Here is a 22,324-nt window from a genome sequence, read left to right as displayed (position 1 = left end):
GCGAAGACGATGCATTCTGCTCCGGACGGGGTTTAGCTCATATAGCTCAAGGCTTCATCACCCGGATGCGGCAACCCTGCGATGCGCCATGCCTGTCGGCAGGAGCCGAAGAGTCGGCGCACCGCGTCGCGTTGCATGCCATGGGTGCGGCAGATCTGCGAGACCGGCGGGATGGCGCCGTAGGTCATGCGGTGCTCGCGCAGATAGTAAATGATCGACCAATGGTCGGGGCCGAGCGGCCCGATCTCGTCGAGGTCGGCCATGACACGGGCCATGCCGGCGTTCCAATCCGTCGGGTCGATCAGGAACCCGTCCTCGTCGACGGGAAGCGGGCGGTGCTTGTGCGGGGCCTGGGAGCGGACGGCGGTTTGAGTCATCGTGATTACCCTTTGCCTTTGGTGGATCAATTATTTTTATGAGGACATTAGCTTATCTCTCACTGACGAATATAGTCAGAATTACGGACGCGTCAACCCCCTGATTGACTTTGGCGATCCGCTCGCGCATCGGTGGCTTCAGAGCCGAATCTGGTGATGCTCTAGGAGGTAGCCGCGATCGCGGTAGTAGCGGAAGCGCTCGCGCCCTGCGAGGCGGGCGGCAGGGTCGTGGTCGATGGGCTCGCAGAGACGCTCGAAGCGGCCGAAGAACTCGGGGACCTCGCTCGAGAGGTTGATCAAGACCTGATCTTCCTTATCGGGCGAGCCGTCGCCGCTGATGAGGATGGGGGTCAGCTCGGGGTCGGTTCGATCGATGCGTCCGTGAGGCAGGAAGCTGTCCTCTCGGAAGGTCCAAAGCAGACGGTCCAGATGGTGTGCTTGACCGGGATCGGGGCAGTGAATCAGCACGCGCGCGCCGGTCGCGCGGATGCGTTCGACGAGGCGACAGGCGAGGAGAAAACGATCGCCGCCACTGTTCTCGTCCAGGCTGTAGAAATCGATTCGGGTCATGGTTTGAGGCACGTCCGCTTTCGCATGGTTTGTCGTCGTTTGGGTCCGGCCTTGTCCGCATCCGTTATCATGGTCGCCGACGCGTCTCGCGTCTTGGATTGATGTCATCGCACTCGCGCGTGCCCGGTTTAGTATACCGGCAGCACGGCACGTCTTCGCAGGTCTGCGTGCCGCGCAGTACGCAACCGAACAAGCCCCGATTCGCACGGACCACCGAGCAAGCGACCGAGCACACATGGCCCAAGATTCGTTTACCGCCTGTCTGGAATGCGGTCTGCTCCAACGTATCCCGGAGGTACCGACCGGTGGATCCGCGCAGTGCGTGCGTTGCGGCGGCGTCATGCATCGCAATCGGCCGGATAGCCTGAACCGCACCCTGGCGCTGACGATCGCCGGACTCGTCCTCTTCATCGTCGCCAACGGCTTCCCTTTTCTGGCGTTCGAGATGCAGGGCAGGGAGACGCAGACGACGCTGATCACGGGTGTGATCGATCTTTATCGAGGTGGCGATTGGCCGATTGCCGCGGTGGTGCTCTTTACCAGCATCCTGGCGCCCGGCCTGCAGTTGGCGCTCTTGCTGATGGTCCTGGTTCCCTTGGCGATGAACCGCACGCCGCCCTGGTTGCCGGTACTCTTTCGATGGGTTCGGACCCTTGTCCCGTGGGGGATGATGGACGTCTTCATGGTCGGAATCCTGGTGGCGGTGGTGAAGCTCGCCGACATGGCGTCGATCGTTCCGGGTGCATCTCTTTTCGCGTTCGCCGCACTCATCTTCGTGCTCGCCGCTGCACAAGCGGCCCTGGATCCCGACCTGGTCTGGTCGCGTGTGCCGATCACGGGCGATGGCACGCGAGCGCCGCGGCGCGGCGAGGATCGGGTGTCCTGCGATGTCTGCGAGCTGGTGATCCCGCCCGCCGCGGCGGTCCGCGACGGCGATCGTCTTCGCTGTCCGCGGTGCCGCGATGTTCTGCACAGACGCAAACCGCAAAGCCTGCAGCGGACGTGGGCGCTGCTGATTGCGGCGGTCCTGTGCTACATCCCGGCGAATGTCCTGCCGATCATGTCGGTGACGTCGCTCGGAAGCAGTCAATCGGATACCATCTTCACCGGGGTGCGGTTTATGTTGGATCACGGGATGTGGCCTCTGGCCCTTGTGATCTTCACGGCGAGTATCTTCGTGCCGCTTCTGAAGCTCTTGATCTTGATCTTCCTTCTCGTCTCGGTTCAGCGGCGCTCCGATTGGCGGCCCCGCCAGAGGACCCGGCTGTATCGCGTCGTCGAGGCGATCGGGCGCTGGTCGATGGTCGATGTCTATGTGGTCACCATCCTGGTCGCCCTGGTGCGGCTGGGGAATCTTGCGAGCGTCCAAGCGGAGCTCGGCGCCGTCTTTTTTTGCGCGGTCGTGGTCTTGACCATGCTCGCGGCCATGTCGTTCGATCCCAGGCTGATCTGGGACGCGATGGAGCAGGGACATGTCGGAGATCGAGAACGGACCTTCGGGGCCTCCCTTGCCGGATCCCCTTGAGGGCGCGCCCGCGGCCATCGTCAAGGGACGCAGCGGTGTGTCGCTCGTCTGGCTGATTCCGATCGTGGCCCTGTTGATCGGTGGCTGGCTCGCGGTGAAGACCTTTACGGAGCGGGGGCCGACGGTCAAGATCGAGTTCGGGACCGCCTCAGGGCTGGAGGCCGGCAAGACCAAGGTCAAGTTCAAGGACGTCGACATCGGTCAGGTCACCTCCATCGACGTGAGTGCAGACCTCAAGAGCGTGATCGTGACCGCCGAGTTGAAGCATGGCTCGGAGCAGTTTCTCACCGAGAAGACGCGCTTCTGGGTCGAGCGCCCGCGGGTGACCGCCAGCGGAGTCTCCGGTCTCGAGACCCTGCTGTCGGGCTCGTTTATCGCGATCGATCCGGTGCGCAACGGCAAGGAGGCGCGTCGGTTCAAAGGACTCGAGGAGCCGCCGCTGTTCACGACCTCGGAGCCGGGCACGCGCTTTACGCTGCGCTCGCCGACCCTGGCGTCGTTGAACATCGGCGCCCCGGTCTATTACCGTCAGATTCAGGTCGGGCAGGTCGCGGGCTTTTCGCTCGACGAGGACGGTGAAGCGGTCAGCATCGACGTCTTCGTCTTCGCCCCTCATGATCGGTTGGTCTCGACGAGCACCCGCTTCTGGAATGCCAGCGGGATCGATTTTTCGATGAGCGCGGCCGGTGTGAAGGTGGATACCGAGTCGCTCATGTCCGTCTTGATCGGCGGCGTGGCCTTCGATACGCCGGACACCATCGATGCGCCGGGCGAGTCCCCGGCCTCTGATCATGTCTTTCCGCTCTATGCGAACCGCGACAACGCGCACGAGAAGATCTATCTGCACAAGGAGCGTTATCTCCTCTTCTTCGACGGCTCGGTGCGCGGATTGAGCGTCGGTGCACCCGTCATGCTGCGCGGGATCACCATCGGAAAGGTCCTGGACATCCAGCTTCAGCTCAGCGTCGAGGATCTACAGTTCCACATCCCGGTCTTGATCGAGGTCGAACCCGAGCGGATCGCGGTGCGTGGCGACCGGGGCGCACTGGATGAAACGGGCATGATCAGACGCTTGGTCGCCAAAGGCCTGCGGGCTCAGCTCAAGACCGGCAGCCTCATCACGGGCCAGCTCTATATCGAGCTCGATTTCTACCCGGATACGCCGCCCTCGGTGCTTGCAAAAGAGGGCGACTACGACGTCCTGCCGACGACGCCGGGCTCGCTCGAGGCCTTGACCAACAAGGTTTCGGCGATCCTCGACCGACTCGAGGCATTTCCGTTCGATCGGATCGGGAAGGATTTGACAGATACCCTTGCGGGGGCGAGCGAGATCGTGAACTCCTCGGCACTCAAACAGGGTATCGTGGAGCTTGAAGGCTCGCTGGCCGAGATCCGAGCCCTGGCCGAGCAGCTCAACACCGATATTGCGCCCGACCTGGCCGAGACCCTGCGCCAGACGACTGCAACCTTGCAGGGGGTGCGCCGGATGATCGAAGAGGGCTCGCCCATTTCCGTCGAGCTGCGACGGTCCCTCAACGAGATCTCGGGTGCGGCGCGATCGCTGAAGACGCTGACGGACTATCTGGAGCGTCACCCGGAAGCCTTGCTGAGGGGCAAAGGAGGAGGTCGATGAAGATGCGTGGTTTTGGATTGGCCGTCGTGGTTGCCGTCGCGGTCTCGGCGGGCTGTGCGACCTCGCCGCCGTCGAGCTTCTACACGCTGACGCCGATGCGCGCTTTGCCCGATTCGGGTGGTCCGCCGGCCACGGCGTTGGGCGTCGGGTTGGGTCCGGTCAACTTTCCGCAGTTTCTCGACCGACCCCAAATCGTGACGCGCGATGCCGGAAATCGTTTGGCCATCGACGAGTTCCATCGCTGGGGCGGAACGATCCAAGACGATTTTCAGCGCGTCTGGATCGAGAACATGTCCGCCTTGTTGGGTACGACCAGCGTCTTTGCCTTTCCCAACGAGGTCCGCTATCCGTTGGATTTCCGAGTCACGGCCGACGTGCTGGCCTTCGAAGGGACCTCCGATGGCTACGCCGTGCTGCGGGCACGCTGGATCGTGCTCGACCACGGCACGGATCAGGTCTTACGCGTCGAGGAAACGCACTACCGTCGGCCGCTGGCAGAGCCGAAGGACGAGGGCGCACTCATCGCGGCGATGAGCGAGACCTTGGGCGATTTCAGCCGGGATGTGGCGGTAACCTTAAAACAGCTCCCGAAGCCCAAGCCGCCGGCAGCGGAGCAGCCCGACGATCGGGACGGCTCGTTGCGCATCCCCTGATTCGCGGTTGGCGAGGCCGGGGCTCGGGTGAGCCTTGGCTGGGGACGACCGGATTTCGCTGTGCTCTACCCATCCTACGACGTGGGGTGGCGGATGCGGTTCAGGTGGGAGTGTTGACCCTCGCCCCACAGGACGCCTGTCTGCATTGATTGACCTCGACCGTGATGTGGAGCAGGCCGGTCATTCCGGAGAGTAGATCGCGATAGTGCTCGACCGGACGTGGGTGGTGCGTGACGAGCGACAGGATGCATGCGCGTCCGGCCGGTGCGATCCGCCAGACGTGTAGATCCGCGACCTGGTTGTCCGCGTCGGCCTCGATGCGTCTGCGGATCTCATGCTCGATCGCGCTGTTGTCGCCCGCGTCCAACAGGACCTGCGCACTCTCGCGAGCGAGCCCCCAAGCCCAGCGGCCGACCAGGACAGCACCGACGATACCCATCAACGGGTCCATGAAGGCCCAGCCGTAGAGCATGCCCATTGCCAATGCGGCCAGCGCCAGCACGGATGTCAGGGCATCGGCGATCACATGGAGATAGGCCGCCTTGAGGTTGTGATCCTGGATGTCGGCAAGCCCGTGACGATGGTCGTGCCGACCGTGGTCGTGTGCATGGTCGTCGTGTCCATGAACGCGCTCATGGTCGTGCTCGTGCGCATGGCGATGCCCGTGATGATGGTGACCGTCTCCGGAGTGACCCAGCAGCCAGGCGCTGAGAAGGTTTACGGCCAGACCGAAGGCGGCGACGATCATCGCCTCGGCGTAGCGGATCTCGACCGGGTCGATGAGACGGCTTAAGGATTCGACCAGCATCCAAAGGGCGCCGGTGGCCAACAGGAGGGCGCTCGAATAGCCCGCGAGCGAGGACACCTTGCCGGTTCCGAAGGTGAATCGCCGATCCGCCCCGCGCTGCCGCGCGAAGGCATAGGCGTAGGCCGCAATCCCGAGCGCCGCGGCGTGGCTGCCCATGTGCCAGCCGTCGGCCAGCAGGGCCATCGAGCCGGTGATCCAGCCGGCCACCAACTCCACGCACATGGCCGCGAGGGTGAGACCGACGACCCAGCGTGTCCGACGCTCCGCGTCCGCCTGGTCGGCGGTGGCGAAGTCATGGCTGTGACCCCAGTGGCTGATGTCGTGTGTGTGCATAGGCATCTCGCTCCGGACGCGGTTTAATCGAAAACGCATCGCCGACCACGGAGGGCGTCTCTCACGCCGAGCTCAGGACTCCGCCCGAGCACCCTCGCCGATCCACTCATAGGTCTCGAGGGTCGCCGGGTCGCATTTGCTGCATCCCGAGCTGCATGCGGTCGAGCCCGTGATCCGACGGACCCGGCCTTTGCGCTCCAGAATGGTCAGCATGCCGCGCAAGGCGTCCGGACTGGATTCGAAGCGATAGGCGAGATCCATCAGGCCAACCCGATGGTGTTGCTCGAGATAATCGGTGAGCTCCGATAGGATCATGCTCGATCTCCTTGAGAACGTGGGGGCGAAGGCGGCGATTCGACCCCGCGGTTACGCCCCTTCGCGTGCGAGCCGGGGCGACTGCGGACCGCCGCGCTCCGCCGTGAGCCGCATCCCGACGATGACCGCCGCGAAGAGGGCCAGCATGCCGCCAATCCAGGCCGCGGAGCTGGTCGGGTCTCGGGCGAAGATGGCACTCTGATAGAAGACGGTGGCGACGATATAACCGAGCCCGGTCGTCCAGAGCACCGTGAAGACCGCCCAACCCGGCGATGTCTCGCGATAGATGGCCGCAATCGCCGCGACGCAAGGCGCGTAGAGCAGGATAAAGAGCAGATAGGCAAAGGCTCCGGCGGCCCCGTCGAAGCGCGATGCCATGGCCCCGAAGGTGCCCGTGGTGATCTCTTGAGACTCGGCCACGGCCGCCGTGTCGGTCAGGTCGCCCACGTTCAAGCCGATCGGGTCCTCCCAGCTGCCGATTGCATCGGCAAGGTTCGCGGGAATCGTCGCCAAGGCACCGAGCAGGCCGGCCTTCAGATCGAACGGCGCCTCCTCTTCGGCCTCGCCGGCATCCGAGACTGCGAGCGCGGAGTAGGTCGCATCCAGGGTGCCGACCACGGCTTCTTTGGCCAGAATGCCGGTGAAGATGCCGACGGTGGCCGGCCAGTTCTCCGCGTCCAGGCCCATCGGTGCGAAGGCCGGCGAGAGTGCGCGCCCGACCTCGGCGAGGACCGACTTGTCGCTGTTCTCGTTGCCGAAGGAGCCGTCCGTACCGACACTGTTCATGACGTTGAGGACCAGCACCATGGGGACGATCACCTGTCCGGCGCGTACCACAAACCCCTTGGTGCGGTCGATCGTGCGCAAGGCGACGCCTTTGAGGGTCGGCAGATGATAGGGCGGCAGCTCCATGATGAAGGGTGTGGCTTCACCCTTGAGCAGGGTGCTCTTCATGACGAAGCCGGTCAGTACCGCCACTGCGATGCCGATCAAGTAGAGCCCGAAGACGATGTTCTGGCCGCCGACCGGGAAGAATGCGGCGGCGAAGAGCACATAGACAGGTAGACGCGCTCCGCAGGACATGAACGGCGCCATCAGGACCGTCAAGGTCCGGTCGCGTTGGTTCTCCAAGGTCCGCGTTGCCATGATCGCCGGTACGTTGCAGCCGAAGCCGACCAGCAGCGGCACGAAGGATTTGCCCGGCAGGCCGACCGCGCGCATGAAGCGATCCATCACGAAGGCGGCGCGGGCCATGTAGCCAGAGTCCTCCAGGATCGACATGAAGATATAGAGGAAGGCGATGATGGGGATGAAGGTCGCCACCACCTGAACGCCTCCGCCGATGCCGTCGGCCAGCAAGAGGACGAGCCACGCGGGTGCACCGAGAGCGGCGAGGACATGGGCCGTCCCGTCCACGAAGAGCGTGCCCGCGGCCTGATCGAAGACGTCGATGAAGGCCCCGCCGATGTTGATGGTGAACATGAACATCAGATACATCACGAGCAGAAAGATCGGGATGCCGAGCAGCCGGTTGAGCATGACCCGATCGATGCGATCGGAGAGGTTGCGCGAGACCGTGCCGACCTGCGTCACCGTGGCCTGCGTGATGGCGTGGGCGAAGCTGTAGCGCGCATCGGCGATCAGGATGTCGATATCCTCGGCCTGATCGCCGAGCAACGCGTGGATCTCGTCCGGCTGCACCTGGTCGCCCACCAGGCGCTGCGCCAGATCGTCTCCCTCCAGCAAACGGGCCGCAAGCCAGCGCGGCGAGTCGCCATTGTCCCGGGCGACCGGTGCGACACGCGGCAAGAGTGCGGCGATGGCCTTTTCGAGCACCGGCTGATAGGGGATCTCGACCCGCGGGATGGGATGGTTCGCTTGGCTTTCGAGCAAGATGTGCTTGAGCTGTGCGATGCCTTCGCCGGTTGCCGCCGAGATGGGGACGACCGGGCAGCCCAGACGTTTGGCCAGGGCTTCGACGTCGATCTTCATGCCGCGCTCGCGCGCGACGTCCATCATGTTGAGCGCCAGGACCAGGGGGCGGCCCATCTCGATGAGCTGGGTCGTGAGATAGAGATTCCGCTCGAGGTTGGTCGCGTCCAGGATATTCAGGACGAGATCGGCCTCGCGATCGTGAATGAAGTCGCGGGCAATGCGTTCGTCGAGCGAAAGATCGTGATCCGAGACATCCAGCGAATAGGTGCCGGGCAGGTCGACGAGATGGACGACGGCACCCTCGAACCGATAGCGCCCGATCTTGCGCTCCACGGTCACGCCCGGCCAGTTGCCGACGCGCTGACGCGACCCGGTCAATGCATTGAAGAGGGTCGTCTTGCCACAGTTCGGGTTGCCGACCACGCCGACGGTCAAGGGCTTGCTCATGGCCTTGTGTCCTGTTCTGCGTTCCGACTTGCCGCCGGTGGCGGCGTCGTTCGATGGAATACTCACGAGAGTCCCTCGACCAGCAGGGCGGCCGCCTCGTCCTTGCGCAGACTGATCGAGCAGCCGCGCACCCGAACCTCGACGGGATCGCCGAGCGGCGCGACCCGGATCACCTGGAATTCGGCACCGGGGGTCAGCCCCATCGAGAGGAGCTTGCGGCGATAGGACGGCGCGCCGGCGTCAAAGCCTTGGACCCGGCCGTGATCGCCGGATTTCATGTCTCTGAGGGTGGTCATGAGTGCTGATACGTCGGGTAAGAATCGAAAGAGGTCGGTTGTCCGAGGGGCCGGGCCGGATGCGGCATATCAGGCAAGCGGTGCGACCTGGATCTTGGCTGCCATGCCGCCGCCGAGTGCGATGCGCGACTCGCCGCGAGCAACCAGCAGACCGCCGCCCTGCCGTTGCACGACACGGACCTCGGATCCGACGTTCAGGCCGAGCTCCGTGAGGCGCGTCGTCAAGCCTTTGCCGCCGTTCAGGGCAATGATTCGCAGGCAAGCCCCTTCATCGGCCATCATGAGCGGAAAACCCTTCGCGGGCGGAATCGCTGTCATGAGTGGCTCGTAGCCGACGGGGTTTGACACGCCGTGTTGACCGAACATCGTTGATTCTCCAATTCAAAGGCCCCGTGCCCGGAGGTCTTGCCGGGTCTGAAGGACAGTACGGCGCTCGCGGGTGATGTCGAACGTCGAGACGGACCGACTGGATGACCCTTCGAAGAGCAGCGAGGGCTCGACCGGCAGGCATCCTGGCTGGTCGGAATACTAGCTCAGCACAGGTCTAATTGCAAATGATTCTCAACGCGAGGCGGTGTCGGCGCGACGCCCCGACGCAATACGCAGGTCGGGCGAACCCGCGCGGGGCCTATACCGAGACCTCCCGGGTCGTCGGAAGGCAGGGCGCTTGCAGGGCGAGCAATGCGGCGAAGAATCCGCGTGTGTCCGGTGGACGGTAGGCGTGCGCCTATTTCAGCAGTTTTCGTGACTGTTGCACATGATCCAAAGCGGGTTTTCCGGCGCTCGGTCTTGCCGAGACGCCGTGGGGCAGCAAGCGCGGGGTCAAGAGCCCCTTCAGCGGCGTCGGGTCCGACATCGCCGTGCTTGTCGACTATCGACGTGCCTTATACGCAGCCGGTCGGTTTCGGCAGTCCGCCCCATTTACAGATCAGCTTCATGGGTCCCTTTTTGAAGATATTGTAGAGGTCCTTGGTCGAGACCTTCTGCTTCTTGGCGAAGATTCGGATCGGCGGCACGACGCCGTCGGACTCGTACATGGCCCGTGCCTCGCGGATGAGGTCCATCACCTGATCGGTCATCTCGAACTCGTCCGCCTTGGCCAGCTCGACGGCAACCTCTTCGCTCCAGTCGTCGCGGTTGACGAGAAAACCTTCGTTGTCCAAGGGAACGCTCAATGCTTCGGTCATGGGTACGGCTCCGGGTTACTGTCTGGTCAGGATTGAAATCTCAAATAGAGGATGGTGGCGACGCGTATCGTTGCAAGACGTTCGTCGCCCGTCCAGCCACTCGTCAGACACTGCGGGCACTCTGGATCGCCTCCAGTACGCCGTCCCAGAATCGAATGCGGGCGCAAATCGCCTCTTCGGCGGCGGTTTCGGCCTCGTCGAGCCGTTTCGGATCGTCGACGCAGAGCTGCTCGAGGAGTCTCATCGACAGCGGACCGTGGAAGTCCTCGTCGAGCTGGATATGCCGGCTCAAGTAATGATGGAAGATCGGCGCCTGCGCCTCGGTGATGTGCATCTGCCCGAGGAACTGCCGGAACATTCCGGGGATGAGCTTCTCGCGTCCGAGGGCGAGTGCGGCCGCAACCAGATGCGGCTTGTCCTCGCGGATGAAGCAGAAAGTGGTCTCGGAAAAGTAGCGCGACGGCAGCGGGACGATCGGCGCGTACAGGGCCTTGTCGACACCCTGCTCCTCGACCAGATCGAGAAAACGTCTCGGCATCTCGCCGTCGGCGCCGATCTCGTTCATGGCGCGACAGTAGAGCTCGAAATGGCTGGCGTACTCGACGTCGCCGCCGGGGAGCGGCAGGCTGTCGGATTCCTCTTCGAGGACCAGTTGATTGATGAAATAGCGTACACCGGCATCCCCTTTGGGTATCCAGGGAACCGAGACGGGTGCGACCCGAGCTTGGAGGTACTTGATCAGGGACATGAAGTCCCAAACCGAGAAGACGTGGTGGCTCATGAAGACCTGGAGGTCCTCGATGCGCTCGATGGCGCCGTAGATCGGATGTGCGTTGAGCTGTTCCTGCAGGGGTTGGATGTGGTCCAGGTTCAGTGATGCCATGAGTCCCGTCCTCTTTATTTCAGTATTTCAGTCGACACTGAATCGACAATATAAGGCGTTCGGGCGTGAAATCTCCAGTGGCGCCTGATCGATGTCATCGCGGGCGTGAAGTCTTCCGACTAGCCTGGTCTCGGGTCGGGTTGTGATCCCGGCGGGATGTGTCGAGATGGAGTGGGGCAGGATGACGGGCGATCGGGTCGGACGGCTTTTCCCGCGATGACGGGCTCCGCGTACGCGCTTGCATTCGTTGTCGGGCTGCTCAGTGCCATGCATTGTATCGGCATGTGCGGCGGGATCAGCGGGGCCTTGAGCTACTCGCTGCCGCTCGAAACGCGCAACGATCGGCAACGGCTCGGTCTGTTCGTGCTCGCCTTCAACCTGGGCCGGATCGCCAGCTATGCCGCGGCCGGGGCCGTCTCAGGTGCATTCGGGGCCGTGCTCCTCGGCTCGGGCGCGTCACCCTGGATCTTCGAAGGCGTGCGCTGGCTGGCCGCCGGCATCATGATCGGCATCGGGCTCTATATCGGGGGGTGGTTTCCCCGGTTCGCGACGATCGAGCGCCTGGGCATGCCCCTTTGGCGTCGGCTCGAGCCGCTCGGCCGACGGCTCTTGCCGGTGACGACGCTGCCGCGCTCCGTCCTGTTCGGCATGGTCTGGGGGTGGTTGCCTTGCGGGCTGGTCTACAGCATGCTTCTGAGCACCCCCGCGCAAGGCGGTGTCCTGGCCGGGGCGCTCTATATGGCCCTGTTCGGCGCGGGAACCTTGCCGATCTTGCTGTTGGGCGGTGTCTTCGCCGGTCAACTCTTTCGGCTCGGCCAGGACCGACGCTTTCAGGCGATGGCCGGTATCGGCGTGATCCTGCTCGGACTCTTGACCCTGAGTACAACCCAAACGATTTCGGACGTGGTTTCATGACGACTTTGATTGGCCAGTCTCCCGCCTTTACCCGACTTCGCAATGCCCTGTCGATGGTCGCCGCGACGGACGTGGGCGTTCTTCTGCTGGGCGAGCCCGGTACCGGAAAAGAGACCCTGGCGCGCGAGATCCATGCGAGCAGCGCCCGTCGGGAGGGTCGGTTTGGCGTACTCGCCTGTGCCGGAGCGCCTCCCGATGCGCTCGATCGGTGTTTGTCGGCGTTCTCCCGCGACGCTGCGTCGACCCTGTATCTCGACGAGGTCGGCGAGCTGAATGCGGGGGATCAGGCGAGATTGCTGCATTTCATCGTCGGGCAGGACGCCGCCGCTCACGACGGATCGCGCTCCGGATCCGGGCTGCGGATCGTCGCGGCCTCGGCCTTGGATCTCGATCGGTTGGTCCAGCAAGGGACATTTCGGCGCGATCTGTATCTGCGTCTCTGTGTCGTACCGCTGGAGGTGCCGCCTCTACGCGAGCGGGCGCTCGATATCTCGGCGCTGACGCAGCACTTCATCACGACGGCCGCGGCTCGACATCGGGTCGAGCCGCCCCGCCTCAAGTCCGGCGCGGAGCGTCTGCTGCGCCGCTACACCTGGCCGGGCAATCTGCGCGAGCTTGCGAACCTCTGCGAGCGTCTCGTGATCCTCTTGCCCGGCACCGAGGTGGGTCCCGAGAACCTGCCCGGCGAGGTCGTGCGGGGGGCGCCGCAGTCACAGAATGACATGGGTTTCTCGCTTCCGCCGCACGGGATCGATCTCAACGACTTGGAGGCGGAGTTGATCCGCCAAGCCCTCTCGCTGGCCGGCGGGAACAAGAGTCGGGCCGCGCGACTCCTCGGATTGACTCGGGATACGTTGTTGTATCGCCTTCAAAAGCACCTCATCGCCGGCTAAACCGCGTCCCGTGCTATCCGGTGATGTTGCGATATGACGTGACGGTCGGAGCAGTCTCGGAAGGTCGGCGCCGGACGCGGTTTAGAAAATAGAAAAATAGAAAAATAGAACAACCGGATTCCCGAGCCGCGTCCCCTCCGGCGATGCCGGAGCGCGCCTCGCCGAGAGACGGCTCGAAAGGATGCATGTACCGCCGACGCGTCTCAGCGCGGTTCAGTGTAGGCGCTGACCGCTGCACCATTTGTCGAAGTAACGCTGCATCAGCTCTCTGACCTGCGTCGGATAATTCAACGTCTCCATTTGTCCCATGCCCTCGCGGAAGAAGTAGGGTGCGTGATCGGGCAGCTGCTCGCCGATGGCATCGAACGCCGCTTCCATCAGGGCAGGCTGATGACTGCGCGTGGCGACGATCCCGCGATTGATGAGCAGGATGAGCCAAGGGTCGGTCGGGTCGGTCGGGTCCATTCCTTGGATGCGGTCGGCCCCGATGCCGTCGGCGATCTCGTCCATCAGGCCGTAGAGCTCGGCCAATTCATCGGGTTCTTCCAGGCTGTTTGCGAGCGTGGCCAAGGCGCTGACCACCTCCTCCGGGTGTTGTAGCTCGGCGCCCCGACGCAGCATCCAACAGGTGAAAGGGACGACGAGGACCTCGACGGCTTGCGCGTGCGACTCCTGATTCAAGCGACGCGCGACCTCGGCGAGTTGGCGCAGCAGGCCGAGGCCGTGGTCGAGCAGGGCGTCGGGTTCCGCGCCTGTGGCGGCCCGCAACAACTGCGCCGACCCGCCGTGCGAATCGGCCTCGCCGGCGCGCACGGCGTCGAGCAGCTGCGCGAATCCGCTCAACGACACCTGCGGCGCGGGATCGACCGCCTGCTCCGAGTCCTCGTAGGCGCGCTGAATCTCGTCGCCGAGCCGCGTGAGCTCGTCCGCAATATCGCTGAGGTCGACCTTCGGGAGCATGGGCTGATCATCCTGGCAACATGAAAAAACCGAGGTCGGATCGACCGATCCGGCCTGCGTCCTGCATCGGCACGGCGTCGCGTCGTTGCAAGCGGACTCCGACCGCCTTACCTGGAAAATATAGCAAGTGCCGCAATTCGCGTCTCGTGCGCGGCCTTACGTCGGCGCGAGGCATGCGCACGCGGGATCAGTTAGACTAACGCGATGATAAAAAGCCCAGATCTTCACAGCCATTCGACGGCCTCCGACGGCACGCTGACCCCCGACGCGCTCATGCAGCGCGCGTGCGCGTCCGGTGTGCGGGTCATTGCTCTCACCGATCACGATACCACCGAGGGCCTGGCCGAGGCACGTGCCGCGGCCGATGTGCTCGGTCTTCGGCTCGTCGACGGGGTGGAGATCTCGGTGACCTGGGGAGGCCGCACCGTTCACATCGTGGGTCTCAATGTCGATCCGGAGAATAGAGCGCTTCAGGAGGGCCTGAATCGGCTGCTTGCCTACAGAGGCTGGCGTGCGGAGGAGATCGGGCGCCGCCTTGCCAAACAGGGTATCGAGGGCGCTTACGAGGGCGCGAAGGCCCTCTCCAACGGTCGTCTGATCGGACGCACCCACTTTGCCCGCTTCTTGGTCGGGCAGGGCCATGCACTTGACCTTCGGGATGTCTTCAACCGCTACCTGGTCAACGGCAAGCCCGGCCATGTCAGCGGAGAATGGGCGACGCTCGAGGAGGCAACCCGCTGGATCACGGGCGCGGGCGGTCAGGCCGTCATCGCGCATCCGGCGCGCTACAAGCTCACGCGCACCCGCCTGTTGAGGCTGCTCGGGGAGTTTCGCGAGTGCGGCGGAGTGGGGCTGGAGGTCGTCTCCGGGAGCCACAGCCGGGACGAGGTCTTCAATTTCGGCTGTCTCGCTCGCGACCAGCGCATGCTTGCCTCCGCCGGTTCCGACTATCACGGCCCCGAAAACCCTTGGATCGACCTGGGGCGTCTGCCCGCCCTGCCGCCGGCCTGTACGCCCATCTGGCACGACTGGCCCCGGCTCGACGATGAGCCGAGTCTGAGCCGCGTCGCTGCCGGTTGATCTCGGACCATGGCGCAGTTCTTCCAGATCCATCCCGCGAACCCGCAGACGCGCTTGATCCGTCGCTCGGTCGAGATCCTGCTGGACGGGGGCGTCATCCTCTATCCGACGGATTCCTCCTACGCGCTCGGCTGCCAAATCGGGGAGAAGTCCGCCATGGAGCGGATCCGTCGAATCCGCAAGCTCGACGACAAGCACAACTTCACCCTGGTCTGCCGTGATCTGTCCGAGATCACCACCTACGCCAAGATCGACAACCAAGCGTTTCGTTTGCTCAAGACCCTTACGCCCGGCCCCTACACCTTCATCCACGAAGCGACCAAGCAGGTGCCGCGTCGGCTGCTGCATCCCAAGCGCAAGACCATCGGCATCCGGGTGCCCGACAACGAGATCTGTCGTGCGCTGCTCGGCGAGCTCGACCAACCGATCCTCAGCACCACCCTGATCATGCCGGGCGGCGATCGCCCCCTCACCGACCCGGAGGAGATGCGCGAGCTGCTCGACAAGCAGGTCGATCTCATCATCGACGGCGGGTTCTGCGGGCTCGAGCCGACCACCGTCGTGGATATGACCACGGAGCCGCCGAGTCTCATGCGTCTCGGCAAGGGCGAAGCGAGTTTGTTCGAGGAATGAGCCGTCCAACCGGCGCACGGTGGCGACACCGATCGCGCGTGGGTTTTTCGGAAAACAGGGAGCGTCTCGCGCTCGGTATATAATGCCGCGATGGAAGCACTAAACCCCTACCAACTGCTGGCTGTCCTGCTTATCCCGGTGCTGTTCGCGATCACGGTCCACGAGGCCGCGCACGGCTGGGTCGCGAGTAAGCTCGGCGATCGCACCGCCTTGATGCTCGGTCGCGTCACCTTCAACCCCATCAAGCATATCGATCCGATCGGAACCATCGTCGTTCCTCTCGCCACCTTTTTTCTGGTGGGATTCCTGTTCGGCTGGGCGAAACCCGTGCCGGTCAACTGGCGCAACCTGCGTCATCCGCGCCGCGACATGGCCTTGGTGGCGATCGCGGGCCCGGGTGCGAATCTGCTGATGGCGCTCTTTTGGGGCGGCATGATCAAGCTGGGTGTCGTGCTGCTGCCGGCCAGTCAATGGATCGCCCTGCCGCTGATCTACATGGGCGCGGCCGGAATCCTGATCAATGTCTTCTTGATGGTCCTGAATCTGATCCCTCTTTTGCCGCTCGATGGCGGGCGCGTGCTCAACGCCGTGCTGCCGCCGAAGGTGGCGCTGCAGTTCTCGCGACTGGAGCCCTTCGGGCTGATTATCCTGCTGGCATTGCTGATCACCGGGCTCTTGGGTGCGGTTCTGCTTCCGCTCGTGATCGGCACCGTGGGCCTGCTCCCGGGCTCGGCGATCGTGAGAGAGCTCTTCTTCGTCTGATTACGAGGCTGCCAAACCTTGACTTCCGTCTCCGCACACCACTCGCGCGTCCTCTCCGGGATGCGTCCCACGGGCCGTCTCCACCTGGGGCACTATCACGGTGTCCTGAAGAATTGGCTGGAGCTACAGCACGAATACGAGTGTTTTTTCTTCGTCGCCGATTGGCACGCCTTGACGACACACTACGAGGATCCCTCGATCATCCCGACGAGCACTCGCGAGATGGTGATCGACTGGCTGGCCGCCGGGATCAATCCGGGCTCGGCGACACTCTTCATCCAATCGCGGGTCCCGGAGCATGCCGAGCTGCATCTCTTGCTCTCCATGATCACGCCCCTGGGCTGGCTGGAACGGGTGCCGAGCTACAAGGACCAGCAGGAGAGGCTCAAGGAGCGCGATCTCGCGACCTACGGATTCCTCGGCTATCCGCTGCTCCAAAGCGCGGACATCCTCATGTACAAGGCCGGGCAGGTTCCTGTCGGCGAAGATCAGGTTGCCCATGTCGAGCTCACGCGGGAGGTCGCGCGGCGCTTCAATCACATCTACGGTCGCGAACCCGGCTTCGAGGAGAAGGCGGAAGAGGCCAAGCGCAAGATGGGTAAGAAGAATGCCAAGCTCTTCGATGGCCTAAGGCGCCGCTATCAGGAGCAGGGCGATCAAGAGGCTTTGAGTGTGGCCCATGCACTCTTGGAAGGGCAGGCCAACATCACCCTGGCCGACCGCGAGCGTCTGCTCGGCTATCTGGAAGGCGGCGGGCGCGTGATCCTGCCCGAACCGATGCCGCTGCTGACGAAAGCCTCCAAGATGCCGGGTCTGGACGGGCAGAAGATGTCCAAGTCTTACGGCAACACCATCGCCCTGCGCGACGAGCCTGCCGATGTCGAGAAGGCGCTGCGGACCATGCCGACCGACCCGGCGCGGGTGCGCCGGACCGATCCGGGCGATCCGGAGAAGTGTCCGGTCTGGCAATTCCATCTGGTCTATTCGAACGATCAGGTGCGCGACTGGGTGCAGCAGGGATGTCGCTCCGCGGGTATCGGCTGTCTTGAATGCAAGCAACCGGTGATCGACGGCGTGCTTGCCGAGCTGATGCCGATGCAGCAGCGTGCCCGGGAATACGCGGCTCAACCGGAGCTGTTGCGCAACGTCATCAACGACGGCTGCGAGCGTGCACGCGATGTCGCCCACGAGACGCTCGAGGAGGTTCGGCACGCGATGTCCCTCGTGATGAGCTAAACCGCGCGTGGCGTTCAGGCGTTGGTTCGAGGTGCTCTCGGCGTTGCCGCCCTCGGTCGGCGACGGCAGGGCACGGTTTAGACCATTCAATTCTTAGGGATTCGCATATGGCGGACGAGGGGGCCGACCGGCAGCCGCCGCCGGGGCAACAGCGCGAGATGCCGCTCGAGGTGGCGCCCTTCGCCATGGTGCGGGGTCTGCCGTTCCTGACGTTGCCCGTGGATCTGTATATCCCGCCGGATGCGCTCGAGATCTTTCTGGATGCCTTCGAGGGACCGCTGGATCTGCTGCTTTATCTCATCAAGCGACAGAATCTCGACATCCTGGATATCCCGATCGCGGCCATTACCGCCCAGTACATCGAATACGTCGACCTCATGACCGAGCTGCGCCTGGAGCTGGCGGCGGAGTATCTGGTGATGGCCGCGATGCTCGCCGAGATCAAATCCCGGATGCTTCTGCCCCGTGTGCAGGCCGCAGAGGATGAGGGGGAGGACCCGCGTGCCGAGTTGGTGCGTCGCCTCCAGGAGTACGAGCGGTTCAAGCAGGCGGCGCAGGATCTGGATGCGCTTCCCAGGCTCGAGCGCGACGTCTTCGCCGTCCGCGTCGAGGTGCCGCCCGGCCATGTGCAGCGCGTGCCGCCGGACGTTGATTTCCGTGAGCTTCTTATCGCCATGCGCGAGGTGATGGCCCGGGCGGATCTCTTCACGCGCCACCGCGTCGAGCGCGAGTCCTTGTCGCTGCGCGAGCGCATGTCGTGGGTGCTCGATCGGCTGAGCGACGGCGCGTTTCTCGCCTTCACGGACCTCTTCGACGTCACCGAAGGTCGCCAGGGCGTCGTCGTGAGCTTTCTCGCCCTTCTGGAGCTGATCAAGGCCGCGACGTTGGAGCTGGTCCAGACCGAGCCGTTCGCACCCATCCATGTGCGTCTGCGCGAGACGGCCGCAGACGAGATCCTCGACGAGGCGTCAGGTGCTTAAACAGATCGTCGAGGCCGCACTGGTTGCCGCGGGCGGACCACTGACCCTGGACCAGATCCTTGCGCTCTTTCTCGACGACGAGCGTCCGTTGCGGGCCGATGTGCTCGCGGCGATCGGCGCGCTGAAGGAGGACTATGCCGAGCGCGGACTGGAGATCGTCGAGGTCGCCGGCGGTTGGCGCGTCCAGGTCCGCGCGAGCATCGCGCCTTGGGTCGCACGTCTGTGGGACGAGCGTCCGCCGCGCTACTCGCGCGCGCTGCTCGAAACGCTTTCCCTCATCGCCTACCGCCAGCCGATCACTCGCGGCGAGATCGAGGATATCCGCGGGGTTGCCGTGAGCACCCAGATCGTCAAGACCCTGACCGAGCGCGAATGGATCCGTGTGGTCGGCCATCGCGACGTCCCCGGGCGGCCGGCGCTCTTCGCCACCACGCGCAAGTTCCTGGACTATTTCGGCCTGCGCTCCCTCAACGAGCTACCGACCCTCGCCGAGATCCGCGCCCCGGATTTCCTGATCGACGAGGAGCTGACGCTCGAGGAGCCGACCCGGGACGGCGCGGACAAAAAGCCCGGCGACGACGCTGGTGTATGATCGCCGCGAGGCACCTACACCAAGTAGGATGGGTAGAGCACAGCGAAACCCATCCTCCAACCCGAGAACCTTCATGAAATCCGATCGACGCTCGCCCCCGTCCCCCCCGCCGCTTCCCGCCGAGGAGCCCGTGCGCCTGCAAAAGGCCCTCGCCGACGCGGGCCTGGGCTCGCGTCGCACCATCGAGGGCTGGATCAGCGAGGGGCGGATCCGAGTCAACGGCGATCTCGCCAAGCTCGGCGATCGGGTCACCAGCCGGGATCGGATCCGCATCGACGGGCAAGACGTCAAGCTCAAGGGGCGGCGAGAGAAGCTGCCGCAAGTCATCGCCTATCACAAGCCGGAAGGCGAGCTGGTTACGCGGCGCGATCCCGAGGAGCGCCCGACGGTGTTTCGGCGTCTGCCGAAACCCAAAGAGGGCCGCTGGATTGCGGTCGGCCGGCTCGACATCAACACCTCCGGGCTCATCCTCTTCACCACCGACGGCGAGCTGGCCAACCGGCTCATGCATCCCTCGCGCGAGGTCGAGCGCGAATATGCCGTGCGCATCCTCGGCGAGGTGCCCGAAGGAACGCTCGAGCGACTCGCCGCCGGGATCGAGCTGGAAGACGGGCTCGCCAAGTTCGATGCGGTCACCGAACGCGGGGGCACGGGTGCGAATCGCTGGTTTCACGTCGTCCTGCGCGAGGGCCGCAACCGCGAGGTGCGCCGGCTCTGGGAAGCCGCCGGCTGCCAGGTGAGTCGCCTGATTCGCATCCGCTACGGCAACATCGAGCTCGGGCGACGCCTCTATACCGGGAACTGGCGACCCTTGTCCGAGGACGAGCAAAAGACCTTGATGGCGCAGGCCGGTCTGACACCCCCGGTGCCGAAGCGCCGGCAGGTCCGCCCCGGGGCGAAACCTTGGCAGTCCAAACAACCGAGCGGCGAGTCCCCCTTCGCGCGCGGTCCCAAATGGGGTCGGCCTCGGGGCGATCGCTGAGCCCACGTTTTGCGTGATTGCCGTTTGGGTGTACTCTTAATGCCATATCGCATTTCGAGGGCCCTTGATGGAATCGCACGCGAGAGTTTTCCGGATTCCGGTGTTTTCCGGGGTCGCCGACGCCGAGATCGCGCCCGGAGGGGGGGCTACGGTCTTTCTGCGCCTCGGACTACCGACCGATCGGGCGGGTCTGGTCGCCGAGAGCCGCCGTGGCTTTCCGGTGACGGTCATCGAGCGGCTGGCCGAGGTGCTCGGCCGGCCGCAGCAGACCCTGCTGCGGATCGCCAAGATTGCACCGTCCACCCTGACCCGGCGTCGGCGCAGCGCCGACGGGCGCCTATTGCCGGAAGAGAGCGATCGTGTCTACCGAATCGCGGCTGCGTTCGGCGATGCGGTGGATCTCTTCGAAGGCGATGTCGCCGCCGCGTCCGGGTGGCTCGGCGAGCCGGCGAAGGCGCTGGGCGGGACGGCGCCGATCGAGCATCTGGACACCGAGGCCGGCGCCACGCAGGTGCACGACCTCATCGGGCGTTTGGAGCATGGCGTCTACAGCTGATGCGGGTCTTTCGGCTCGTCAAGGAACGATTCGCCGACAACGCGCTGGACGGTTCGGGCGCGAAGGTCTACGGCGGACGCTGGAACCGCAAGGGTCATGCGACGGTGTACACCTCGGACAGCATCGCGCTGGCGGTTCTCGAGCTTCTGGTGCATCTGCATCGTAGCGAGGTGCTCAATCGGTATCGTCTGGTGACCCTCGATCTTCCGGATGAAGAGATCCTGGTTCTGGATGACCCCGGCCTGCCCGAGGATTGGCGAGACGATCCCGCACCTGTCTCGACGGCGGCGATCGGTACCGCCTGGTTGGCCGGCGGCCAATCGCTCGCGCTCTCGGTTCCGAGTGTCCTGATCCCGCAGCAACGCAACCTGCTGTTGAATCCCGCTCATGCGGCGTCCGGCGGGGTGTTCGCGACGGCAACGCTTCAACAATTCGATCTCGATCCGCGTCTTGTCCGTTGATTCGATTGTGATCGGCTCGACTATGAGCAGACCCCGCTTCATCGACCAACGTACCGCGATCCTGATCGTGGTCGCCAACATGATCGGCACCGGCGTGTTCACGACGCTCGGCCTCCAAGCGGCCGGTATCCCGGACGGCACGGCCTTGCTCTTGCTTTGGTTGATCGGCGGTCTCATCGCGCTCTGTGGCGCACTCTCATACGCGGAGTTGGCCGCTGCCTTGCCGCGTTCGGGCGGGGAGTACCACTTTCTGTCGAGGATCTTTCAACCTCTGCTCGGCCAATTGGCCGGCTGGGTCTCGGTGAGCGTTGGGTTCGCGGCCCCGGTGGCTTTGGCGGCGATGGCGATGGGGCACTATGCGGCGACCGTCTTCCCGACCACGCCCACGGCGATTGCGGTGACGGCCTTGGTCCTGGTCACCGCCGTACACGCCTTCGATCTAAATCTGGGGCGAAGGGTACAGGTTGTCGCGACCTGGCTGAAGATCGCCGTCATCCTCCTGTTCTGCGCCGTGGGGCTCAGTCTGCCGGCGACCTCGGGAAGTCTCTCGGTGTTGCCCTCCGCAACGACGCTCGAGGCCGTCTGGAGCGCGCCCTTTGCCGTGTCTTTGATCTATGTCGCCTATGCCTATTCGGGATGGAACGCCGCCGCCTATGTGGTGGACGAGGTCCAGGACCCGCGTCGTGCGGTTCCGCGCGCCCTGCTGCTCGGCACGCTGATCGTCACGCTGCTCTATCTCCTGCTCAATCTGACGTTTCTGCGCACCGTCGAATACGCTGCCTTGGTCGGTCGCGTCGAGGTCGGTGCGCTCTCCGCCGAGACCATCTTCGGCGCCGTCGGCGGGCATCTCATGAGCCTGGTGCTGACCCTCTTGTTGGTCTCGACTGTCAGCGCCATGGTGCTCGCCGGACCGCGTGTCTTGGAGCGGATCGGCGAGGATCTGCCGTTCTTCCGACCGCTCAGTGTCCGCAACCGGCGCGGTGCACCGACCCGCGCCGTGCTGCTGCAACAGGGGCTGGCGCTTGCGATGATCCTGACCGGCTCGTTCGAGGGTGTCTTGAGCTTTGCGGGCTTCACGCTCACACTCTTCGCGGTAATCACCGTCGCCGGTGTCATCCGTCTGCGTCGGCGCGAGCCGGACCTGCCGCGACCCTTTCGCGTGCCCTGGTATCCGCTGCCGCCGCTGGTATTTATCCTGGTCAGCCTGGCGAGCCTGGTGTTTCTCGCGCTGGAACGGCCGCTTCCGGTCTTGCTGGCCGTCCTTCTGCTCGGTCTCGGCTGGGTGTCGGTGCGGCTCGCCGGGCGACCCTGA

Annotated in this window: 25 protein-coding genes; 15 read left to right on the top strand and 10 right to left on the bottom strand. The window is 64.4% G+C overall.

Features of this window, described 5'->3' with window-relative positions; genetic code table 11:
* Nucleotides 1-32: 32 nt before the first annotated feature.
* Both THIMADRAFT_RS10040 and THIMADRAFT_RS10035 read right to left on the bottom strand, forming a co-directional pair.
* Nucleotides 33-377 carry a TusE/DsrC/DsvC family sulfur relay protein gene (locus tag THIMADRAFT_RS10040; protein WP_007192917.1) on the bottom strand — a complete coding sequence of 115 codons (345 nt, stop codon included), beginning with the start codon at nt 375-377 and terminating at the stop codon, nt 33-35.
* Nucleotides 378-515: 138 nt separating this feature from the next.
* Nucleotides 516-947, bottom strand: a complete 432-nt coding sequence (locus THIMADRAFT_RS10035; RefSeq protein ID WP_007192916.1) for a DNA polymerase III subunit chi — start codon at nt 945-947, stop codon at nt 516-518.
* Between the two features lie 235 nt (nt 948-1,182).
* On the opposite strand from THIMADRAFT_RS10035, the gene THIMADRAFT_RS10030 reads away from it, so the two are divergent.
* Genes THIMADRAFT_RS10030 through THIMADRAFT_RS10020 form a run of 3 tightly spaced genes read left to right on the top strand, consistent with a single transcriptional unit; the run spans nt 1,183 to nt 4,758 of the window.
* The gene (locus THIMADRAFT_RS10030; RefSeq protein ID WP_007192915.1) at nt 1,183-2,472 is read left to right on the top strand and encodes a paraquat-inducible protein A; all 1,290 of its coding nucleotides are present in this window, start codon (nt 1,183-1,185) and stop codon (nt 2,470-2,472) included.
* On the top strand, nt 2,420-4,105 hold the full coding sequence (locus tag THIMADRAFT_RS10025) for a PqiB family protein (RefSeq protein WP_007192914.1): 1,686 nt from the start codon (nt 2,420-2,422) through the stop codon (nt 4,103-4,105). Before THIMADRAFT_RS10030 ends, THIMADRAFT_RS10025 begins: the two co-directional genes overlap by 53 nt.
* Nucleotides 4,102-4,758 carry a PqiC family protein gene (locus tag THIMADRAFT_RS10020; RefSeq protein WP_007192913.1) on the top strand — a complete coding sequence of 219 codons (657 nt, stop codon included), beginning with the start codon at nt 4,102-4,104 and terminating at the stop codon, nt 4,756-4,758. The genes THIMADRAFT_RS10025 and THIMADRAFT_RS10020 overlap by 4 nt, the downstream gene beginning before the upstream one ends.
* Nucleotides 4,759-4,858: 100 nt before the next feature.
* On the opposite strand, the gene dmeF is transcribed toward THIMADRAFT_RS10020, so the two are convergent.
* The 7 genes from dmeF to THIMADRAFT_RS09985 all read right to left on the bottom strand — a co-directional run bounded on the left by dmeF (nt 4,859) and on the right by THIMADRAFT_RS09985 (nt 10,962).
* Nucleotides 4,859-5,899, bottom strand: coding sequence for a CDF family Co(II)/Ni(II) efflux transporter DmeF (dmeF, locus tag THIMADRAFT_RS10015; RefSeq protein WP_007192912.1), 1,041 nt, complete (start codon nt 5,897-5,899; stop codon nt 4,859-4,861).
* A gap of 72 nt (nt 5,900-5,971) precedes the next feature.
* Nucleotides 5,972-6,214 carry a FeoC-like transcriptional regulator gene (locus tag THIMADRAFT_RS10010; protein ID WP_007192911.1) on the bottom strand — a complete coding sequence of 81 codons (243 nt, stop codon included), beginning with the start codon at nt 6,212-6,214 and terminating at the stop codon, nt 5,972-5,974.
* Nucleotides 6,215-6,265: 51 nt separating this feature from the next.
* Entirely contained in the window at nt 6,266-8,596 is a 2,331-nt protein-coding gene (feoB, locus tag THIMADRAFT_RS10005; RefSeq protein WP_007192910.1) for a Fe(2+) transporter permease subunit FeoB, read from the bottom strand.
* Between the two features lie 62 nt (nt 8,597-8,658).
* On the bottom strand, nt 8,659-8,892 hold the full coding sequence (locus THIMADRAFT_RS10000) for a FeoA family protein (protein ID WP_007192909.1): 234 nt from the start codon (nt 8,890-8,892) through the stop codon (nt 8,659-8,661).
* 69 nt (nt 8,893-8,961) lie between these two features.
* On the bottom strand, nt 8,962-9,210 hold the full coding sequence (locus tag THIMADRAFT_RS09995) for a FeoA family protein (protein WP_040730966.1): 249 nt from the start codon (nt 9,208-9,210) through the stop codon (nt 8,962-8,964).
* A gap of 566 nt (nt 9,211-9,776) precedes the next feature.
* Nucleotides 9,777-10,079 (bottom strand): TusE/DsrC/DsvC family sulfur relay protein, encoded by a 303-nt coding sequence (locus tag THIMADRAFT_RS09990; protein ID WP_007192907.1) that lies wholly within the window; start codon nt 10,077-10,079, stop codon nt 9,777-9,779.
* Between the two features lie 103 nt (nt 10,080-10,182).
* On the bottom strand, nt 10,183-10,962 hold the full coding sequence (locus tag THIMADRAFT_RS09985; RefSeq protein ID WP_007192906.1) for a DUF3050 domain-containing protein: 780 nt from the start codon (nt 10,960-10,962) through the stop codon (nt 10,183-10,185).
* 216 nt (nt 10,963-11,178) lie between these two features.
* On the opposite strand from THIMADRAFT_RS09985, the gene THIMADRAFT_RS09980 reads away from it, so the two are divergent.
* Nucleotides 11,179-11,877 (top strand): sulfite exporter TauE/SafE family protein, encoded by a 699-nt coding sequence (locus THIMADRAFT_RS09980; protein ID WP_007192905.1) that lies wholly within the window; start codon nt 11,179-11,181, stop codon nt 11,875-11,877.
* Nucleotides 11,874-12,770 (top strand): sigma 54-interacting transcriptional regulator, encoded by an 897-nt coding sequence (locus tag THIMADRAFT_RS09975; RefSeq protein ID WP_007192904.1) that lies wholly within the window; start codon nt 11,874-11,876, stop codon nt 12,768-12,770. Before THIMADRAFT_RS09980 ends, THIMADRAFT_RS09975 begins: the two co-directional genes overlap by 4 nt.
* Nucleotides 12,771-12,983: 213 nt before the next feature.
* On the opposite strand, the gene THIMADRAFT_RS09970 is transcribed toward THIMADRAFT_RS09975, so the two are convergent.
* A complete protein-coding gene (locus tag THIMADRAFT_RS09970) occupies nt 12,984-13,730 on the bottom strand; it encodes a hypothetical protein (protein ID WP_007192903.1) in 747 nt (248 codons plus the stop codon).
* Nucleotides 13,731-13,934: 204 nt separating this feature from the next.
* Here THIMADRAFT_RS09970 and THIMADRAFT_RS09965 point away from each other — a divergent pair, with 204 nt between their 5' ends.
* From THIMADRAFT_RS09965 to THIMADRAFT_RS09920, 10 genes are all read left to right on the top strand, one after another.
* The gene (locus THIMADRAFT_RS09965; protein WP_007192902.1) at nt 13,935-14,810 is read left to right on the top strand and encodes a PHP domain-containing protein; all 876 of its coding nucleotides are present in this window, start codon (nt 13,935-13,937) and stop codon (nt 14,808-14,810) included.
* Between the two features lie 9 nt (nt 14,811-14,819).
* Nucleotides 14,820-15,443 (top strand): L-threonylcarbamoyladenylate synthase, encoded by a 624-nt coding sequence (locus tag THIMADRAFT_RS09960; protein WP_007192901.1) that lies wholly within the window; start codon nt 14,820-14,822, stop codon nt 15,441-15,443.
* A gap of 90 nt (nt 15,444-15,533) precedes the next feature.
* Nucleotides 15,534-16,205 carry a site-2 protease family protein gene (locus THIMADRAFT_RS09955; RefSeq protein WP_007192900.1) on the top strand — a complete coding sequence of 224 codons (672 nt, stop codon included), beginning with the start codon at nt 15,534-15,536 and terminating at the stop codon, nt 16,203-16,205.
* 18 nt (nt 16,206-16,223) lie between these two features.
* Nucleotides 16,224-17,441 (top strand): tryptophan--tRNA ligase, encoded by a 1,218-nt coding sequence (locus tag THIMADRAFT_RS09950; RefSeq protein WP_007192899.1) that lies wholly within the window; start codon nt 16,224-16,226, stop codon nt 17,439-17,441.
* A 107-nt stretch (nt 17,442-17,548) separates the two neighbouring features.
* Nucleotides 17,549-18,421 (top strand): segregation and condensation protein A, encoded by an 873-nt coding sequence (locus THIMADRAFT_RS09945; protein ID WP_007192898.1) that lies wholly within the window; start codon nt 17,549-17,551, stop codon nt 18,419-18,421.
* Nucleotides 18,363-19,013: an SMC-Scp complex subunit ScpB gene (scpB, locus tag THIMADRAFT_RS09940; RefSeq protein WP_050799540.1), complete on the top strand. Its 651-nt coding sequence runs from the start codon at nt 18,363-18,365 to the stop codon at nt 19,011-19,013. Before THIMADRAFT_RS09945 ends, scpB begins: the two co-directional genes overlap by 59 nt.
* 73 nt (nt 19,014-19,086) lie before the next feature.
* A complete protein-coding gene (gene rluB, locus THIMADRAFT_RS09935) occupies nt 19,087-19,995 on the top strand; it encodes a 23S rRNA pseudouridine(2605) synthase RluB (protein ID WP_007192896.1) in 909 nt (302 codons plus the stop codon).
* A gap of 67 nt (nt 19,996-20,062) precedes the next feature.
* Nucleotides 20,063-20,551 carry a type II RES/Xre toxin-antitoxin system antitoxin gene (parS, locus tag THIMADRAFT_RS09930; protein WP_007192895.1) on the top strand — a complete coding sequence of 163 codons (489 nt, stop codon included), beginning with the start codon at nt 20,063-20,065 and terminating at the stop codon, nt 20,549-20,551.
* Nucleotides 20,551-21,012: an RES family NAD+ phosphorylase gene (locus tag THIMADRAFT_RS09925; RefSeq protein ID WP_007192894.1), complete on the top strand. Its 462-nt coding sequence runs from the start codon at nt 20,551-20,553 to the stop codon at nt 21,010-21,012. Before parS ends, THIMADRAFT_RS09925 begins: the two co-directional genes overlap by 1 nt.
* Before the next feature lie 22 nt (nt 21,013-21,034).
* Nucleotides 21,035-22,324 carry an APC family permease gene (locus THIMADRAFT_RS09920; protein ID WP_007192893.1) on the top strand — a complete coding sequence of 430 codons (1,290 nt, stop codon included), beginning with the start codon at nt 21,035-21,037 and terminating at the stop codon, nt 22,322-22,324.

Origin of the sequence: Thiocapsa marina 5811 (assembly GCF_000223985.1) — a bacterium.
GTDB lineage: Bacteria > Pseudomonadota > Gammaproteobacteria > Chromatiales > Chromatiaceae > Thiocapsa > Thiocapsa marina.
Note: the sequence above shows the minus strand (reverse complement) of the source record. Positions and strands in the feature narration are given on the sequence as shown.

What these genes read in the sequence shown, in the direction of transcription:
- THIMADRAFT_RS10040 (WP_007192917.1), bottom strand. Translation starts at nt 377, where the DNA reads ATGACTCAAACCGCCGTCCGCTCCCAGGCCCCGCACAAGCACCGCCCG.
- THIMADRAFT_RS10035 (WP_007192916.1), bottom strand. Translation starts at nt 947, where the DNA reads ATGACCCGAATCGATTTCTACAGCCTGGACGAGAACAGTGGCGGCGAT.
- THIMADRAFT_RS10030 (WP_007192915.1), top strand. Translation starts at nt 1,183, where the DNA reads ATGGCCCAAGATTCGTTTACCGCCTGTCTGGAATGCGGTCTGCTCCAA.
- THIMADRAFT_RS10025 (WP_007192914.1), top strand. Translation starts at nt 2,420, where the DNA reads ATGTCGGAGATCGAGAACGGACCTTCGGGGCCTCCCTTGCCGGATCCC.
- THIMADRAFT_RS10020 (WP_007192913.1), top strand. Translation starts at nt 4,102, where the DNA reads ATGAAGATGCGTGGTTTTGGATTGGCCGTCGTGGTTGCCGTCGCGGTC.
- dmeF (WP_007192912.1), bottom strand. Translation starts at nt 5,899, where the DNA reads ATGCACACACACGACATCAGCCACTGGGGTCACAGCCATGACTTCGCC.
- THIMADRAFT_RS10010 (WP_007192911.1), bottom strand. Translation starts at nt 6,214, where the DNA reads ATGATCCTATCGGAGCTCACCGATTATCTCGAGCAACACCATCGGGTT.
- feoB (WP_007192910.1), bottom strand. Translation starts at nt 8,596, where the DNA reads ATGAGCAAGCCCTTGACCGTCGGCGTGGTCGGCAACCCGAACTGTGGC.
- THIMADRAFT_RS10000 (WP_007192909.1), bottom strand. Translation starts at nt 8,892, where the DNA reads ATGACCACCCTCAGAGACATGAAATCCGGCGATCACGGCCGGGTCCAA.
- THIMADRAFT_RS09995 (WP_040730966.1), bottom strand. Translation starts at nt 9,210, where the DNA reads ATGACAGCGATTCCGCCCGCGAAGGGTTTTCCGCTCATGATGGCCGAT.
- THIMADRAFT_RS09990 (WP_007192907.1), bottom strand. Translation starts at nt 10,079, where the DNA reads ATGACCGAAGCATTGAGCGTTCCCTTGGACAACGAAGGTTTTCTCGTC.
- THIMADRAFT_RS09985 (WP_007192906.1), bottom strand. Translation starts at nt 10,962, where the DNA reads ATGGCATCACTGAACCTGGACCACATCCAACCCCTGCAGGAACAGCTC.
- THIMADRAFT_RS09980 (WP_007192905.1), top strand. Translation starts at nt 11,179, where the DNA reads ATGACGGGCTCCGCGTACGCGCTTGCATTCGTTGTCGGGCTGCTCAGT.
- THIMADRAFT_RS09975 (WP_007192904.1), top strand. Translation starts at nt 11,874, where the DNA reads ATGACGACTTTGATTGGCCAGTCTCCCGCCTTTACCCGACTTCGCAAT.
- THIMADRAFT_RS09970 (WP_007192903.1), bottom strand. Translation starts at nt 13,730, where the DNA reads ATGCTCCCGAAGGTCGACCTCAGCGATATTGCGGACGAGCTCACGCGG.
- THIMADRAFT_RS09965 (WP_007192902.1), top strand. Translation starts at nt 13,935, where the DNA reads ATGATAAAAAGCCCAGATCTTCACAGCCATTCGACGGCCTCCGACGGC.
- THIMADRAFT_RS09960 (WP_007192901.1), top strand. Translation starts at nt 14,820, where the DNA reads ATGGCGCAGTTCTTCCAGATCCATCCCGCGAACCCGCAGACGCGCTTG.
- THIMADRAFT_RS09955 (WP_007192900.1), top strand. Translation starts at nt 15,534, where the DNA reads ATGGAAGCACTAAACCCCTACCAACTGCTGGCTGTCCTGCTTATCCCG.
- THIMADRAFT_RS09945 (WP_007192898.1), top strand. Translation starts at nt 17,549, where the DNA reads ATGGCGGACGAGGGGGCCGACCGGCAGCCGCCGCCGGGGCAACAGCGC.
- scpB (WP_050799540.1), top strand. Translation starts at nt 18,363, where the DNA reads ATGTGCGTCTGCGCGAGACGGCCGCAGACGAGATCCTCGACGAGGCGT.
- rluB (WP_007192896.1), top strand. Translation starts at nt 19,087, where the DNA reads ATGAAATCCGATCGACGCTCGCCCCCGTCCCCCCCGCCGCTTCCCGCC.
- parS (WP_007192895.1), top strand. Translation starts at nt 20,063, where the DNA reads ATGGAATCGCACGCGAGAGTTTTCCGGATTCCGGTGTTTTCCGGGGTC.
- THIMADRAFT_RS09925 (WP_007192894.1), top strand. Translation starts at nt 20,551, where the DNA reads ATGCGGGTCTTTCGGCTCGTCAAGGAACGATTCGCCGACAACGCGCTG.
- THIMADRAFT_RS09920 (WP_007192893.1), top strand. Translation starts at nt 21,035, where the DNA reads ATGAGCAGACCCCGCTTCATCGACCAACGTACCGCGATCCTGATCGTG.